Origin of the sequence: Actinomadura sp. WMMB 499 (assembly GCF_008824145.1) — a bacterium.
Classification (GTDB): domain Bacteria; phylum Actinomycetota; class Actinomycetes; order Streptosporangiales; family Streptosporangiaceae; genus Spirillospora.
Genome location: NZ_CP044407.1, coordinates 6,036,417 through 6,049,881, shown reverse-complemented (window position 1 = coordinate 6,049,881; position 13,465 = coordinate 6,036,417). Strand labels below are relative to the sequence as shown.

Here is a 13,465-nt window from a genome sequence, read left to right as displayed (position 1 = left end):
TCACGGTACAAAGCGACCGTCACCGAAATTCGATGTCCGCCGGATTCGTCCCGAGACGATCGATCGGCGAAGGAGCCCGGCGGCGTGATCGGGGCGTTCCGCGCGCCCTGTCCGCACCTGCGGGCTGCACGGATCTGAACACCCGCTCGTTCCACCTCGGCTCGGTGTCGACCAGCATCGGCGTGCGCCGGCCGCGGTGATCAACGTGCCGCACTCGTCGATCACGCGCGCGCGACGAGCGCGTCGATCTCGTCTTCGCCGGCAGGCTTGTCCCGGTGTGCCGTTCCGACCGGCTCCAGGTCAGAGGTGCCCGAGGGCTTCGGCGAGGGCGGTCGCGGTGCGTGCGATGACCTCGTTGTCGTTCGGGGTGTCGTCGGTTTTGCGGTTCGTGAGGACGGAGAGGATCAGCGGCGCCGTCGAGCCGGGCGGCCGGACGATCGCGATGTCGCCGGCGGAGCCGTGGTTCTTCGCGCCGCCGGTGCCGGTCTTGTCACCGACCGTCCAGTCGTCGGGCAGCCCGGCCCGGATCCGCTCGGCTCCGGTCAGGCTCGCGTCCAGCCAGCCGACCAGCCGCGCCCGGTCACGCGGGTGCAGGGTCGTGCCGGTGGTGAGTTCGGCGAAGGTGCGGGCGGACGCGGCGGGCGTGGTGGTGTCGCGGACCCGGCCGGGCTCCCACTCGGTCAGGTACGGCTCGGGACGGTCCAGGCGGCTCACCCGGTCGCCGGTGGAACGGAAGAACGCCGTCAGGCCGGACGGTCCGCCGATCTGCTTCAGCAGCATGTTGCCCGCGAAGCCGTCCGATTTGGTGATGCCCGCGCGGCACAGTTGCGCCGGTGTCATGCCGGTGTCGGTGTACTCGGTGGTCTCCGGCGAGTTCTCGGTCAGCGCGGCCATGTCGTCCGGCGTCCACCGGATCACCTCGTCCATCAGCCCGGGGCGGCCGGTGCGCGCCTCGTGCAGGACGGCGGAGCAGGCGAACACCTTGAACATCGAGTTGAACGGGAAGCGTTCACCCGCCCGGTAGCCGACCGTCTCGCCGGTGGCGAGGTCGATGCCCACCGCGCCGATACGTGTGTCGTGGGAATTCTCCAGTTCCGCCAACGTCTTTCGCAGTGCGGCGTCGGACGTGTCGGTGGCGGGTCGGGCGACGCGGGCGGGAGCGGCGGCGGTCCCGCAGGCCGCGACGCCGAGCAGGGCGGCGGACGTCAGCGCCGCGAGGACCGGCCGGACGGGTCGTGTCATGCGAGCCAGAAGATCACCGACCTTCGAGCGTGTCCAATACCGGTATGGATCAGCATTCGATATCGGAAGGGGTATGACCGCTCGTCACTCGGCGGGTCCGGTGAAATGGGCCTGGGCGATCTCGCGGAAGTCGACCACGAGGCGGTCGCGGTCGGGCGCGGGCCACTACTTCACGGACTGATCCGGTATCACCCGGTTTCGGCGAGGGTGTCGCGCAAGGCCCGCAGGACGCCCGTGCGCCAGCCGCTGCCCATGCCCCGGAACGCGAACTCCTGCGCGGGGTCGTCCAGGTCGAAGCCGCGGTGCTCGATGAACAAGCGGGTGCCGGTGCCCTCGGGGGCCAGCCGCCAGGTGACGGTCGTGTCGAGGCCGCCCCCGCCCCAACTGATGCGCAGCAGCCGCTCCGCGTCGATCTCGAGGACCTCGCAGGCGATCTTCCCGTCGAAGTCCACGTTCGGGATGGGCCGGGTGACGAACGTGAAGCGGTGCCCGACGGACGGTTCGAAGTCGTTCGGCATCAGCCAGCGGGCGAGGAGTTCGGGGTCGGTGAGCGCGCGCCAGACCCGCGCGGGCGGGTGCGGCAGGAACTCGTCGACCTCGATCGCTTGCTCGTTCATGGGGTCTTCCCGTCCTGTTCGTCGTCCAGCAGTGTGCGCAGGTCGGACAGCTTCGCGCGCCAGAACCGCTCGTACGGGGCGAGCCATTGCGACAGTTCCGCCAGCGGCTCCGGTTCGAGCGTGTAGAGGCGCCGCCGGCCGTCGCGCCGCTCGCTGACCAGCCCGGCGCCGCGCAGGACGCGCAGGTGCTCGGAGACGCTCGGCCTGCTCATCGCGAAGTGCGCGGCGAGGTCGTTCACCGAGCGCGGGCCGTCCAGGAGGAGGGCGGTCAGCTCGCGCCGCACCGGGCTGGCCAGGGCGGCGAAGACGTCCGTTGTCATGCGGACCACAATAGGTAGGCGATTTCCTACGCGTCAAGCGTAGGGAATCTCCTACGCATTGCCCGTGCGGCGGGCAGGGGCGGCGTGCCGGTAATGTTCAGGCATGCCCCCGGTCGCCTCCGACGCCACCCGTGAGCGCATCATCGACGCCGCCGAAGAGTGCTTCGGCCGGTTCGGGGTGGCCAAGACCACGGTCGAGGACATCGCCGCCGCGGCGAGGCTGTCCCGGGCGACGGTCTACCGGGCCGTCACCGGGGGACGCGACGAGCTGATCCTCGCCGTCGTGGTGCGCGACCTGCTGCGCTTCATGGACACCCTGACCGACCGGCTCCGCAGCGAGCGGTCGGTCCCGGAGGCGATCGTGGAGGGCACGCTCGACGCGGTCGAGTACGTCCGGGGCGCACCGACGATCGCGCACTTCCTGGTGCCCGAGGCGGCGGGGCACATGCAGGCCGCGGTGGCGGGGGCGGGCGAGCACGTGCTCGACCTGTGCTGCGAGTACGTCCGGCCCTACTTCGAGCGCGCGCAGCGGCAGCGGACGCTCAGGCCGGACATCGAGGTGGAGGGCACGGTGGAGTTCCTCTTCCGGATCATCACCTCCCTGATCGTGATGGACCGCGACCGGGACGCCGACGGGCTGCGCCGCTTCCTGCGCACCTACGTCGTGCCCGCCATCGCGGTGGAAGGGGCTACGGGATGACGGAGATCGCGCACGGCACGCGGGGAGGTTCGGCGGTCCGGCCGAGCCCGGTGTTCCTCGTGATCATGGCGGCGACCGCGCTGGCCGGGCTGGTCACGTGGCGGTACGGGCAGATCACCGACCAGCCGGCACGGATCGCGCTGTTCGTGTTCGTGCTCGCCGGGTGGGTGCTCTCGCTGTGCCTGCACGAGTTCGGGCACGCCTACACGGCGTTCCGCTCCGGCGACCACAGCGTGGCGACCAAGGGCTACCTGACGCTCAACCCGTTCAAGTACGCCGACATGGTGCTGAGCTTCGCGATCCCGGTGCTGTTCATCCTGCTCGGCGGGATCGGCCTGCCGGGCGGCGCCGTGTGGATCGACCGGCACTCGATCCGCGGGAAGATCCGGCACAGCCTGATCTCGGCCGCGGGCCCGCTGTCGAACGTCCTGTTCGCCGTGGTGCTGGCCGTCCTGATCAACACCCTCGCCGACGACGCGCACAGCGTGTTCTGGGTCGGCGTGGCCTTCCTGGCGTTCCTCCAGGTGACGGCCGCGATCCTGAACCTGCTGCCGATCCCGGGCCTGGACGGCTTCGGGATCATCGAACCGTACCTGCCGCGCGGCCTGGTGCGGCAGGCGAACCAGTACGCGGGGTACGCGTTCCTGGTGCTGGTCGCGCTGCTGTGGCTCGGCCCCATCAACGAGGGCTTCTTCAACCTCGTCTTCTACATCACCGACTCGATCGGCCTGGAGGAACTCCAGATCGCGATCGGCCACGCCCTCTTCCAGTTCTGGCAGGACTGAGCCGTCCGATCGGGACCGCCGCAGGGCGCCCCTCGGGTGGCGGCCCGGGAACGCCCCATCGGCCCTACCCGGCGGGCTCGTCGAACGACTCGATCTCGGCGAGGGCCCAGTCGAACCAGTCGCGACGCATGGTCATGGAACGCCGACCGTACTCCAACACCAGCCGGCCGTAGCGCGCCAGGTCGTCCTCCTCCCACCGCACGGACGTCTCCAGGTCGGCGAGATCGTCCAGCTGTGCCGTCAGGCGGTCCGACTGCTCGCGCATGTAGTCCCGGACCTCCGGCCGTTCGACCTCGCCCAGGAAGAAGACCCGCAGCAGCGTCTCGTCCCGCCGTGCGGGCTTGGGCGGGACCTCGGTCAGCCAGTGGTGCAGCTCGGCCCGGCCGGTCTCGGTGATCGTGTACTCGCGGCGGCCGCGCGGCCCCTCGGCGGCGGCGTGGATGAGCCCGGCGTCGGCGAGCTTCCCGAGTTCGCCGTAGAGCTGGCTCTGCGTGGCCGGCCACACGTTCGCGAGCGAGATCTCGAAGAGCTTCAGCAGGTCGTAGCCGCTGGCTCCGTCCAGTTCGGCGATCAGTCCCAGCACGGCGTGTCGCAGGCTCATGGCGTCCAGCTTATCTTTCAGCATTGACATGTCAGTTTAGGAATGTCTATCTTCGACATGTCTGTAGTGGAATGTGCGCTGAGACGGCCCCGTGAAAGGCAGGCCCCCCATGACGCAGGACACCGGCATGTGGCTCGACGGGCATTACGCCCCGGTCCCGGACGAGATCGAGGCGCTGGGCCTCCCCGTCACCGGCACGCTCCCACCGGAGCTGACCGGCCGCTACTTCCGCAACGGCCCCAATCCGGCGCCGGGGCGGCCGAGCGGGCACTGGTTCACCGGCGCGGGGATGATCCACGGCGTGCGGCTCCGCGCGGGCCGGGCCGAGTGGTACCGCAACCGGTGGGTCCGGACCAGGGAGTTCACCGAGGACGCCCCGTTCCTGCGGGACGACGGGACGCTCGACCTCGTGGCCGTCCCCGCCAACACCCATGTCGTGCCGCACGGGGACAGGATCCTCGCGCTCGTCGAGGTCGGGCTCCCGCACGAGATCACCCCGGAGCTCGGCACGGCCGGACCGGTCGACTTCGGCGGGCGGCTCGCCACGGCGATGACCGCGCACCCCAAGCGGGACCCGGCGACCGGGGAGCTGCTGTTCTTCGGCTACGGCGTCCTCCCGCCGCACCTGACCTACCACCGGCTGTCGGCGGACGGGCGGCTCGTGGAGAGCCGCGAGATCGAGGTGCCCGCCGGAACGATGATGCACGACTTCGCCATCACCGAGAACCATGTCGTCTGGCTCGACCTGCCCGTCGTGTTCGACCTCGAACTGGCGACGCGCGGGGTGTCCATGCCGTTCCGGTGGGACGACGCGTACGGGGCGCGGCTCGGCGTCATGCCCCGGGACGCCGCGGGGGACGTCCGCTGGTTCGACATCGATCCGTGCTACGTCTTCCACGTCGGGAACGCCCACGAGGACGCGGCCGGCCGGATCGTCCTGGACGCCGTCCGCTACACCCCGGGCGACTTCGCGGCCACGTGGAAGATGATCGGCGGATCCGCCGACCCGGCCCGGGAGGCCGCGGCGCTCGACAGGGCCCGCCTGCACCGCTGGACGCTCGACCCCGCGTCCGGGAAGGCCGCCGGGGAGCCGCTGGACGACCGGAGCGTGGAGTTCCCGACCCATGACGACGACCGGACGGGCCTGCCGAGCCGGTTCCTCTACACGGTGTCCGGCAACGCGATCGTGAAGTACGACGTGCGCGACGGTTCGTCGTCCGCGCGCGAGTTCGAGGGGGACGTGAGCGTCGGCGAGGCGGTCTTCGTCCCGGCCGAGGGCGCGCGCGCAGAGGACGAAGGCTGGCTGCTGTCGATCGTCTCCGCCCCGTCCGAAGCGGACCTTGTGGTCATGGACGCGACGGACCTGTCCCGGACCACCGCGTCCGTCCGGCTGCCCCGGCGCGTCCCGGCCGGGTTCCACGGAAGCTGGATCCCGGACGACCCCGACGTCCCGGACGCCTGATCGTCCGGCGTCCGGGTCAGCCGATCTCGACGAAGCCGAGCCGGTGGTAGAGGAGCCGGGCGCGGCGGTTGCGGCGGGTGACCGCGAGGGTGAGGGTGTCGTGGCCGCCCTCGCCGAGCGCGTGCATCACCGCGAGGATCAGCTCGCGCCCGACGCCCCGGCCGGCGTGCGGCGGCGCGGTGAACAGGAACGCGAGCAGCGGCTCGTCCCGGTAGACGGTGACGAGCGCGGCGGCGGCGGGGCGGCCGTCCGGTTCGGCGACGAACGACGCGCCGGGCAGGAACGTCCCGTACTCGCCGGCGAGCGTCAGCCGCAGCTCGCGCAGCGCGCCGTCGGGCCCGCCGACGTCGCCCTCGTCGGGGGTGCCGCGGTAGGCGTCCCACATGAGGGCGGCGAGGGCGGGCAGGTCGGCGTCGGTGAACGGGCGGAACCCGTCCGGGGGCGGCGGCACCGGGCGCAGCGGGGCACGCCAGCCGCTGCGCACCGGTGCGGGACCGCCGTTCATGATCACCTCTTGTAGTGCTTGCCGTGCAGCATGTTGATCAGGCCGAGGACCCGCGCCATCTCCTTGTCGGAGCGGGCGAACGAGGTCAGGTTCATGGTCGCGAACCGCTGCCGGGTGATCGCCTTCGGGCGGGCGAACTCGCGCAGCCCGTCCGCGCCGTGGATGCGGCCGAAGCCCGACTCCCCGACGCCGCCGAACGGCAGCGCGGCGACCTGCGCGAACGCGGCGAACGCGTTGATGGAGGTCATGCCGGACCGCATCGCGCGGGCCGCCTCCATGGCGCGGGACTTGTTCCCGGAGAAGATCGTCCCGGCCAGGCCGTAGGTGGTGCGGTTGGCCTTCTCGACGGCCTCGTCGAGCGACGCGACGCGGTGCACGGTGATCGTCGGGCCGAACGTCTCCTCGCAGACGGCGGACGAGTCGTCCGGGACGTCGGTGAGGACGACCGGCTCCACGTAGGGCTTGCGGACGGACTCGGGCCCGCCGACCACCGCCTTGCCGCCCTTGTCGATCGCGTCCTTGATGTGCCGCTCGATGATCTCGAGCTGGCCGGGCATCGTGATCGGGCCGTAGGCCGCCTCGCGGTCGAAGCCGGGCCGCAGCTCGCCGGCCTTGTCGGTGAGCTTGCCGAGGAACGCGTCGTAGGCCCGGTCGACGACGTAGATCCGCTCGACGCCGATGCAGGTCTGCCCGGCGTTCGACATCGCGCCCCACAGCGCGGCGTCCGCGGCGGCGTCCAGGTCGGCGTCGGCGTCGACGATGCAGGCGTCCTTGCCGCCGCACTCGGCGACGATCGGGGTGAGGTTCTCGGCGCACGCGGCCATCACCTTCTTGGCGGTGCGGGCCGAGCCGGTGAACGCGAGCTTGCCGATGTCGGGGGACGACGCGAGCGCGGCGCCCGTGGCGCCGTACCCGGTCACGACCTGCAGCACCGGGTGCTCGGGGACGACGCCGGCGACCAGCTCGGCGAGGTAGGTCCCGACGCCCGGGGTGAACTCGGACGGCTTGAACACGACGGCGTTCCCGGCGGCGAGCGCGTACGCGATCGAGCCGATCGGGGTGAAGATCGGGTAGTTCCAGGGGCCGATGACGCCGACGACGCCGAGCGGCTGGTACTCCAGCGTGCACTTCTGGTTGATCGCCATCATGCCCGGGAAGACGGTGCGCGGCCCGAGCACCTTCTGGGCGTTGCGCGCCGCCCAGTCCAGGTGCGAGATCGCCATGATCGTCTCGAGCTGCGCGTCGGCCAGCGGCTTGCCGGTCTCCTGGTGGATGACCTCGGCCATCCGGTTGAGGTTGCGGGCGAGCGCCCCCTTGACGTTGAGCAGCCGCAGCCGGCGTTCGCGCCAGCCCAGCTCGCCCCACCAGCGGGACGCCTCCCGAGCCCGGTCGATCGCGGCGGTGACGTCGGCCTCGTCATGGACGGGGTGCTCGGCGACGACCTCGCCGGTGGCCGGGTTCAGCGACGCGAACGTCTTCTCGGTGCTCTCCGTGGCCACGGACATGGAACCTCCCGGGAGGGCCAGTAAGTGTTCGCTTGCATTCGGGTACTCGCTAGTAAAGCACCTTATGCCGGTTATCCACGACCCCTCCCCCGGACGAGTAAGGCAATGCACCGTCCTAAGGGGGTTTCCGGGCGCGGAGATAAGCCTTCGTCCCCATGTGCCGGGTGCCGCCTTAGGACGAACCTCGTAGATGTCGGGCCACGAGGGCCCGGCGGGATCGAGGAGAAGCCATGATCCGTCCGGACATCACCCGCGACATCATCGACGACCGCGTACGCCGCGCCCGGGCCGAAGCCCGCCGGGCCCGCCGCGCCCGGATCGCGAAGGCGCTCAAGCGGTGAGACGGCCCGCAGGCCGAACGCGCACCGCTCGACCGGCGCACCGAACGCCCCCGTCCGCCCGGACGGGGGCGTTCCTCGTCGTGCCGGGGAACCGGGGCCGCGGCCGCGCGTCCCGCCGCGTCGTCAGGCGCCCGCGGGCTTGAGCGGGGCCTTGCCGCGGATCAGGTCGGACGCGCGCTCGGCGATCGCGATCGTCGGGGCGTTGGTGTTGCCGCGCGGGACGGACGGCATGACGGACGCGTCGACCACGCGCAGCCCGTCGACCCCGTGCACGCGCAGTTCGGCGTCCACGACCGCGCCCATCGCGCACGTGCTCGTCGGGTGGAACAGCGTCGCGCACTCGCGGCGGACGAACTCGACGATCGCCGCGTCGTCGGACGCCTGCTCGCCGGGGGCGAACTCGCCGCCGAGCAGGGACGCGAGCGGGCCGGTGTCGGCGATCGCGCGGGCCTGCTTCACCCCGGCCACGAGGATGTCGAGGTCGGACTCCTCGGCGAGGTACGCGGGATCGATCAGCGGCTTGGCGTGCGGGCTCGCGGAGCGGAGGGTGAGGGTCCCGCGGCTCCGGACCGCGATCGCGGTGACCATCACCGACAGCAGCCGCTGGGTCGGTTCGACGAGCCCCTGGTCGATGAACGGGGTCGGCAGCACGTGATACTGCAGGTCCGGCGCGGGAAGCCCCTCGGACGTCCGGACGAACCCGCCCGCCTCCGCGACGTTCGACGCGTACGGGCCGCGCCCCAAGGCGGAGTGCAGCGCGAACGTGCGCGCGTTCGCCTGCTCCCAGAGATTCTTGGTCCGGGGCGTGGCGAACATGACATTCACGAACGGGTGGTCTTGCAGGTTCTGGCCGACCGGGGAGTCGACGAGCGCGTAGATGCCGTGCTCGTGGAGGTGGTCCGCGGGCCCGATGCCCGACAGCATGAGCAGCTGCGGGCTGTTCACCGCGCCGCCGGACAGGACGACCTCGGCGTTCGCCCGCGCGGTCAGCGACTCCCCGCGCGCCTCGTAGGTGACGCCCACCGCCCGGCCGCCCTCGATCAGGACGCGGGTCGCGAGGGCGTCGGTGACGACGGTGAGGTTCGGGCGGTCCTCGTTCGGGTGCAGGTACCCGGCGGCCGCCGACCAGCGGCGCCCGCGCCGGTGCGTGACCTGGTAGAAGCCGACACCGTCCTGGCCCGGACCGTTGAAGTCGGGGTTGGCGGCGAGCCCGTGCGCCTTCGCCGCCTTCACCCACGCCTGGGTGAGCGGGTGCTTGAACCGCAGGTCCTCGACGCGCAGCGGACCGCCGACGCCGTGGTGCGGGCTCTCGCCGCGCTGCTGGTCCTCGGCGCGGCGGAAGTACGGCAGCAGGTCCTCGTAGCCCCAGCCGGTGAGGCCGTACTCGTCCCGCCAGGTGTCGTAGTCGTGCCGGGCGCCCCGAATGTAGATCATCGCGTTGGTGGACGAGCTGCCGCCGAGCGTCCGCCCGCGCGGCCAGTACACGCTGCGTCCGGCGGCGTGCACCTGCGGGACGGTCGCGTAGTCCCAGTCGTAGGGGCCCTTGATCAGCGACGCGACGGCGGCGGGGATGTGGATCTCGGGGGCGTCGTCGGGCGGGCCCGCCTCCAGCAGCAGCACCGTGACGGACGGGTCCTCGGTCAGCCGGGCGGCCAGCACGCATCCGGCGCTGCCCGCACCCACGATGATGTAGTCGTACACGACGCCTCCCGAGCGGACGATGTCGGACGAACACTACCGAACGTCCTTCGAGCCGGAGCCCGGCGTTAAGGTGAGCCACATGGCGAAGAACAGGGAGAACCCCGTCGTCCTGTCCCGGATCTACACTCGCACGGGCGACGACGGGACGACCGCGCTGGGCGACGCGTCGCGCACCCGCAAGACCGACCCGCGCCTGGCCGCCTACGCCGACGTCGAGGAGGCCAACGCCGCGATCGGCGCCGCGCTCGCCCTCGGCTCCCTCCCCGACGACGTCGCCGCGCTCCTCGTCCGCGTGCAGAACGACCTGTTCGACGTCGGCGCGGACCTGTGCGCACCGGTCGTCCCGGATCCCGAGTACCCGCCGCTGCGCATCGACCCGTCCTACGTCGAGCGCCTCGAGACCGCCTGCGACGAGCAGAACGAGAAGCTGCGGCCGCTGCGCAGCTTCATCCTGCCGGGCGGGACGCCCGGCGGCGCGCTGCTGCACGTCGCGCGGACCGTCACCCGGCGGGCCGAACGCTCCGCCTGGGCGGCGGTGGAGGAGCACGGCACCGCCGGCGAGGGCGACCCCGAGGCCGCCGCGGGCGGCGTCAACCCGCTCGCCGTGAAGTACCTGAACCGGCTGTCGGACCTGCTGTTCATCCTCTGCCGGGTCGCGAACGCCGAGCACGGCGACGTCCTGTGGAAGCCCGGCGGCGAACGCTAGAACGCGAGCGGGACGCGAACGGGGCGGGGCCGACCGGCCCCGCCCCGCGCTCCTGTCCCTCGTGGTCGGGCCGCTCAGCGGACCAGGTGACCGCCGCTCCACAGCGGCGCCGCGCCGCGCGCGGGCGGCCGCAGCCGGGCGTCGCCGTTCACCGCGACCGTGCTGCCCGCGAGCAGCTGGGTGACGTGCGCGACCCCGTCGACGTTCGTGTCCAGCAGCCTCATGCTCACGTTCGTCATCCGGTCGCACTTCGCGTGGTAGCACGGGTCGTAGACCTTGCCCGCGCGCCCCCCGTACTCCTTCGCCTCGGCGGCCGTCTTGACGCCGTCCGCACCGGTCGCGATGCCGCCCGCGGGGATGCCGTGCTCGATGAACGGGCCGTAGTCCGAGCGCCCGTTGAACTCGGACTCGGCGGTCGGCAGGTCGCGTCCCCCGTAGTACTCGCGGAACATCTTCTCGATCGCCGCCGAACCGGCCGGCGGGGTCGTGCCCTGGCCGAGCGAGTGATCGCCGTCGTACACGCCGCGGATCCCGTTCGGGGAGCCGAGCATGTCGAAGTTGAGGTTCACGGCGATGTTCCGCCGGTCCGACGGGTCCAGCGTCTCGACGTAGTGCGTCGAACCGCGCAGTCCTTCCTCCTCCGCGCCCCACCAGGCGAACCGCACCCGGTTCCGCAGCCCCTCCGCGCCGAGCTCGCCGATCTCCTCGGCGACCGCGAGCACGGCGGCCGAACCGGTCGCGTTGTCGTTGATGCCCGGACCGTCCTCCACGCTGTCGAGGTGCGCGCCCACGACCACCACGTTGTCCTCGCGCCCCCGCTCGGTCTCGGCGATGACGTTGCTGGACTCGCGGGTGCCGTGCTCGGTGTCGACCTTCACCCGCATCGTCAGCCCGCCCTTGGCCGCCGCCTTCGCCAGCGCGGCGCCGACCTCGTGGGTCGGGGCGACGACCGGCAGCTTCGACCTCTTGCTGAGCGTCCCGTTGAGCACGCCCTTCTCACCGGGCTTGTTGTAGATGATCGCGGCGGCCGCACCGGCGGAACGCGCGCGCGCCGCCTTCGTCTCGAACGTGCACTTCCCGCGCTGCATCAGCGCGATGGCGCCCTTGTCGAACCCCTTGAAGTCCTTCGCCTCGCAGCCGCTGGTGCCCTCTCGGCCCTTGTCCGGGATGTCCACGGGAAGCACGCGGGCGGTGACGTCACCGGAGCCCGAGTACATCATCGTGGCGAACTCCTCGCCCGCCTTGTACCTCTTCTTGCTCTTGCCGTCCGTCCGCGCCATGACCGGGGCCGAACGCTCCAGCCAGTACGGGTAGGTGAACTCCTGCACGATCGGCGAGAACCCCGCCTTGCGCAGCCGCCCGACGACGTACTTCACCGAGATGTCGTACCCGGCCGTTCCGGACGCGCGGTTGCCGCCGTTGTAGTCCCCGATCTGCTGGAACGCTTCCAGGTGCCGCCGCACATCTCCGGTCGTCACCAGGTCGGCGAGGTCGGGAGCGGCGGGCGCGGCGGGCGCGGCGCCCGCCGGGGGCACCGCGGACAGCGCCAGGAGGAACACGGTCGCGGCGGGCAGCGCGACGGCCGAACCACTGAGCAGCTTGCGCACTTGGACTCCTGCGAACGGGAAGAGAAGGCTGACCAGCAGCGATCATCCCCGTACGCACCGTCACCGGCAAGCCGCACGACCGTCCGCGGGCCGAACCGATACCGCGCCCTTACCCGTCCATGCCGAACCGCGCCACTGCCGTGGCCGAGGCCCTGGCCCTGGCCCTGGCCGTGCCGAACCGGGAGGTGAGCCGAACGAACGCAGCCGTATGTCCGGCTCGGGACGGCGGCGGGGTGCATGTTCGCGGCGGGGCGGGGGGCAACCGGGCGCGACCGGGGGCCACCTGGGACCGCAGCCCCGGTCCGCGCGGGCTACTCCGGGACGTGCAGGTCCACGGGGAAACCGGGGGGTGCGGCTTCCAGCCACGCGAGGAAGCCGGTCAGCGCGGACGCGCCCATCGCCAGCTCGACGGTCAGGTCCCCGTCGCGGACCTCGATGATGCTCACGTCCGGCAGCAGGCCCTCGGCCTCCTCCGGGTCCGGGCGCCTGCGGTTGGACACGACAAGGCCCCGGCGGTGGATCACCTGCCGGGGCCGTCTGCTGAGTCCGAACACGCGGTGCCAGTGCAGGACATCGCCTTTGTAGCGGCCGATGCCCAGGCGCCACACTCCTGGGGCGCCGCCCTCCTCGGCCGGCAACTCCCGCAGGCTGCATTCGACCGCGCCGCCGCCGCGCACGAACAGGCGGCGGCGTACCGCCATCGCGAGGAAGAAGAGCGCGCACACGGCGGCGAGGGCGGCGAGCACCGCCCCGACGTCCAGTGCCAGGTGCTCGCCCAATTCCCCCCGCCGTTTCCGCCGTTCCGCTGAACCCCGCTAGGGGCGTCGAGCCCCCTGGCCCCGCTCGGGCCTTTAAACCCCGCATGGGCTGCTGAGCCCCGCTGCCCCGCTCGGGCCGCTTAGCCCCGCTGCCCCGCTCGGGCTTCGATCCTAGGCTTCGACGCCCGCCGCGCGCAGCCGCGCGCGGGCGCGCCGCTCGGCCGTGCCGTCCTCGTCGCCGGACCCCTCCGCCGCCTCGAGCGCGCGCCGCGCGGCGTCGACGTCGACCTCGTGGCTCAGTTCGGCCTGCTCGGCCAGCACCGACACCTCGTCGGCGGCGACGGAGAAGAAGCCGCTGCCCACCATCGCGATGATCGGCTCGCCGCCGTCGGCGGGCTCGACCTTCACCACGCTGCCGTCGAGGAGGACGCCGAGCACCGGAGCGTGCCCGGGCAGGATGCCGAGCGAGCCCTCGATGGTCTGCGCGACCACCATCTTGGCATCGCCGGACCAGATCTCGCGCTCCGGCGAGACGAGCCCGACCTTCAGGTTTGCCACGTCACAATCCTCCGATTACTGGAGCGGTTCCGCCGGCCGGCCGGCCCCCGGTGCCGC

The 13,465-nt window shown here is 72.0% G+C and carries 14 protein-coding genes; 4 read left to right on the top strand and 10 right to left on the bottom strand.

Annotated features, from left to right (window positions below; all coding sequences use genetic code 11):
* Positions 1–300: 300 nt before the first annotated feature.
* The 3 genes from bla to F7P10_RS27240 form a co-directional block, all read right to left on the bottom strand.
* A complete protein-coding gene (bla, locus tag F7P10_RS27250; RefSeq protein ID WP_151013474.1) occupies positions 301–1,242 on the bottom strand; it encodes a class A beta-lactamase in 942 nt (313 codons plus the stop codon).
* Positions 1,243–1,430: 188 nt separating this feature from the next.
* On the bottom strand, positions 1,431–1,859 hold the full coding sequence (locus F7P10_RS27245; RefSeq protein ID WP_151013472.1) for an SRPBCC domain-containing protein: 429 nt from the start codon (positions 1,857–1,859) through the stop codon (positions 1,431–1,433).
* The gene (locus tag F7P10_RS27240; protein ID WP_151013470.1) at positions 1,856–2,179 is read right to left on the bottom strand and encodes a helix-turn-helix transcriptional regulator; all 324 of its coding nucleotides are present in this window, start codon (positions 2,177–2,179) and stop codon (positions 1,856–1,858) included. The genes F7P10_RS27245 and F7P10_RS27240 overlap by 4 nt, the downstream gene beginning before the upstream one ends.
* Before the next feature lie 103 nt (positions 2,180–2,282).
* On the opposite strand from F7P10_RS27240, the gene F7P10_RS27235 reads away from it, so the two are divergent.
* Both F7P10_RS27235 and F7P10_RS27230 read left to right on the top strand, forming a co-directional pair.
* Positions 2,283–2,879 carry a TetR/AcrR family transcriptional regulator gene (locus F7P10_RS27235; protein ID WP_151013468.1) on the top strand — a complete coding sequence of 199 codons (597 nt, stop codon included), beginning with the start codon at positions 2,283–2,285 and terminating at the stop codon, positions 2,877–2,879.
* Positions 2,876–3,664 (top strand): site-2 protease family protein, encoded by a 789-nt coding sequence (locus F7P10_RS27230; RefSeq protein ID WP_151013466.1) that lies wholly within the window; start codon positions 2,876–2,878, stop codon positions 3,662–3,664. Before F7P10_RS27235 ends, F7P10_RS27230 begins: the two co-directional genes overlap by 4 nt.
* A gap of 64 nt (positions 3,665–3,728) precedes the next feature.
* Here F7P10_RS27230 and F7P10_RS27225 read toward each other — a convergent pair whose 3' ends face one another.
* Entirely contained in the window at positions 3,729–4,265 is a 537-nt protein-coding gene (locus tag F7P10_RS27225) for a PadR family transcriptional regulator (protein WP_151013464.1), read from the bottom strand.
* A gap of 109 nt (positions 4,266–4,374) precedes the next feature.
* On the opposite strand from F7P10_RS27225, the gene F7P10_RS27220 reads away from it, so the two are divergent.
* The gene (locus tag F7P10_RS27220) at positions 4,375–5,727 is read left to right on the top strand and encodes a carotenoid oxygenase family protein (protein WP_151013462.1); all 1,353 of its coding nucleotides are present in this window, start codon (positions 4,375–4,377) and stop codon (positions 5,725–5,727) included.
* 16 nt (positions 5,728–5,743) lie between these two features.
* On the opposite strand, the gene F7P10_RS27215 is transcribed toward F7P10_RS27220, so the two are convergent.
* From F7P10_RS27215 to F7P10_RS27205, 3 genes are all read right to left on the bottom strand, one after another.
* A complete protein-coding gene (locus F7P10_RS27215) occupies positions 5,744–6,232 on the bottom strand; it encodes a GNAT family N-acetyltransferase (RefSeq protein WP_151013460.1) in 489 nt (162 codons plus the stop codon).
* A gap of 2 nt (positions 6,233–6,234) precedes the next feature.
* Positions 6,235–7,737: an aldehyde dehydrogenase family protein gene (locus F7P10_RS27210; RefSeq protein ID WP_151013458.1), complete on the bottom strand. Its 1,503-nt coding sequence runs from the start codon at positions 7,735–7,737 to the stop codon at positions 6,235–6,237.
* 464 nt (positions 7,738–8,201) lie between these two features.
* Positions 8,202–9,779, bottom strand: a complete 1,578-nt coding sequence (locus F7P10_RS27205) for a GMC family oxidoreductase (protein ID WP_151013456.1) — start codon at positions 9,777–9,779, stop codon at positions 8,202–8,204.
* Between the two features lie 79 nt (positions 9,780–9,858).
* Between F7P10_RS27205 and F7P10_RS27200 the strand changes: the two genes are divergently transcribed.
* Positions 9,859–10,485 (top strand): cob(I)yrinic acid a,c-diamide adenosyltransferase, encoded by a 627-nt coding sequence (locus F7P10_RS27200; RefSeq protein ID WP_151013454.1) that lies wholly within the window; start codon positions 9,859–9,861, stop codon positions 10,483–10,485.
* 74 nt (positions 10,486–10,559) lie between these two features.
* Here the strand turns inward: F7P10_RS27200 and F7P10_RS27195 are convergent, their stop codons facing one another.
* From F7P10_RS27195 to F7P10_RS27185, 3 genes are all read right to left on the bottom strand, one after another.
* Entirely contained in the window at positions 10,560–12,092 is a 1,533-nt protein-coding gene (locus tag F7P10_RS27195) for a M28 family peptidase (RefSeq protein WP_151013453.1), read from the bottom strand.
* A gap of 311 nt (positions 12,093–12,403) precedes the next feature.
* A complete protein-coding gene (locus F7P10_RS27190; RefSeq protein ID WP_151013451.1) occupies positions 12,404–12,871 on the bottom strand; it encodes a DUF2550 domain-containing protein in 468 nt (155 codons plus the stop codon).
* A 150-nt stretch (positions 12,872–13,021) separates the two neighbouring features.
* On the bottom strand, positions 13,022–13,408 hold the full coding sequence (locus F7P10_RS27185; protein ID WP_151013449.1) for a F0F1 ATP synthase subunit epsilon: 387 nt from the start codon (positions 13,406–13,408) through the stop codon (positions 13,022–13,024).
* Between the last annotated feature and the right edge of the window lie 57 nt (positions 13,409–13,465).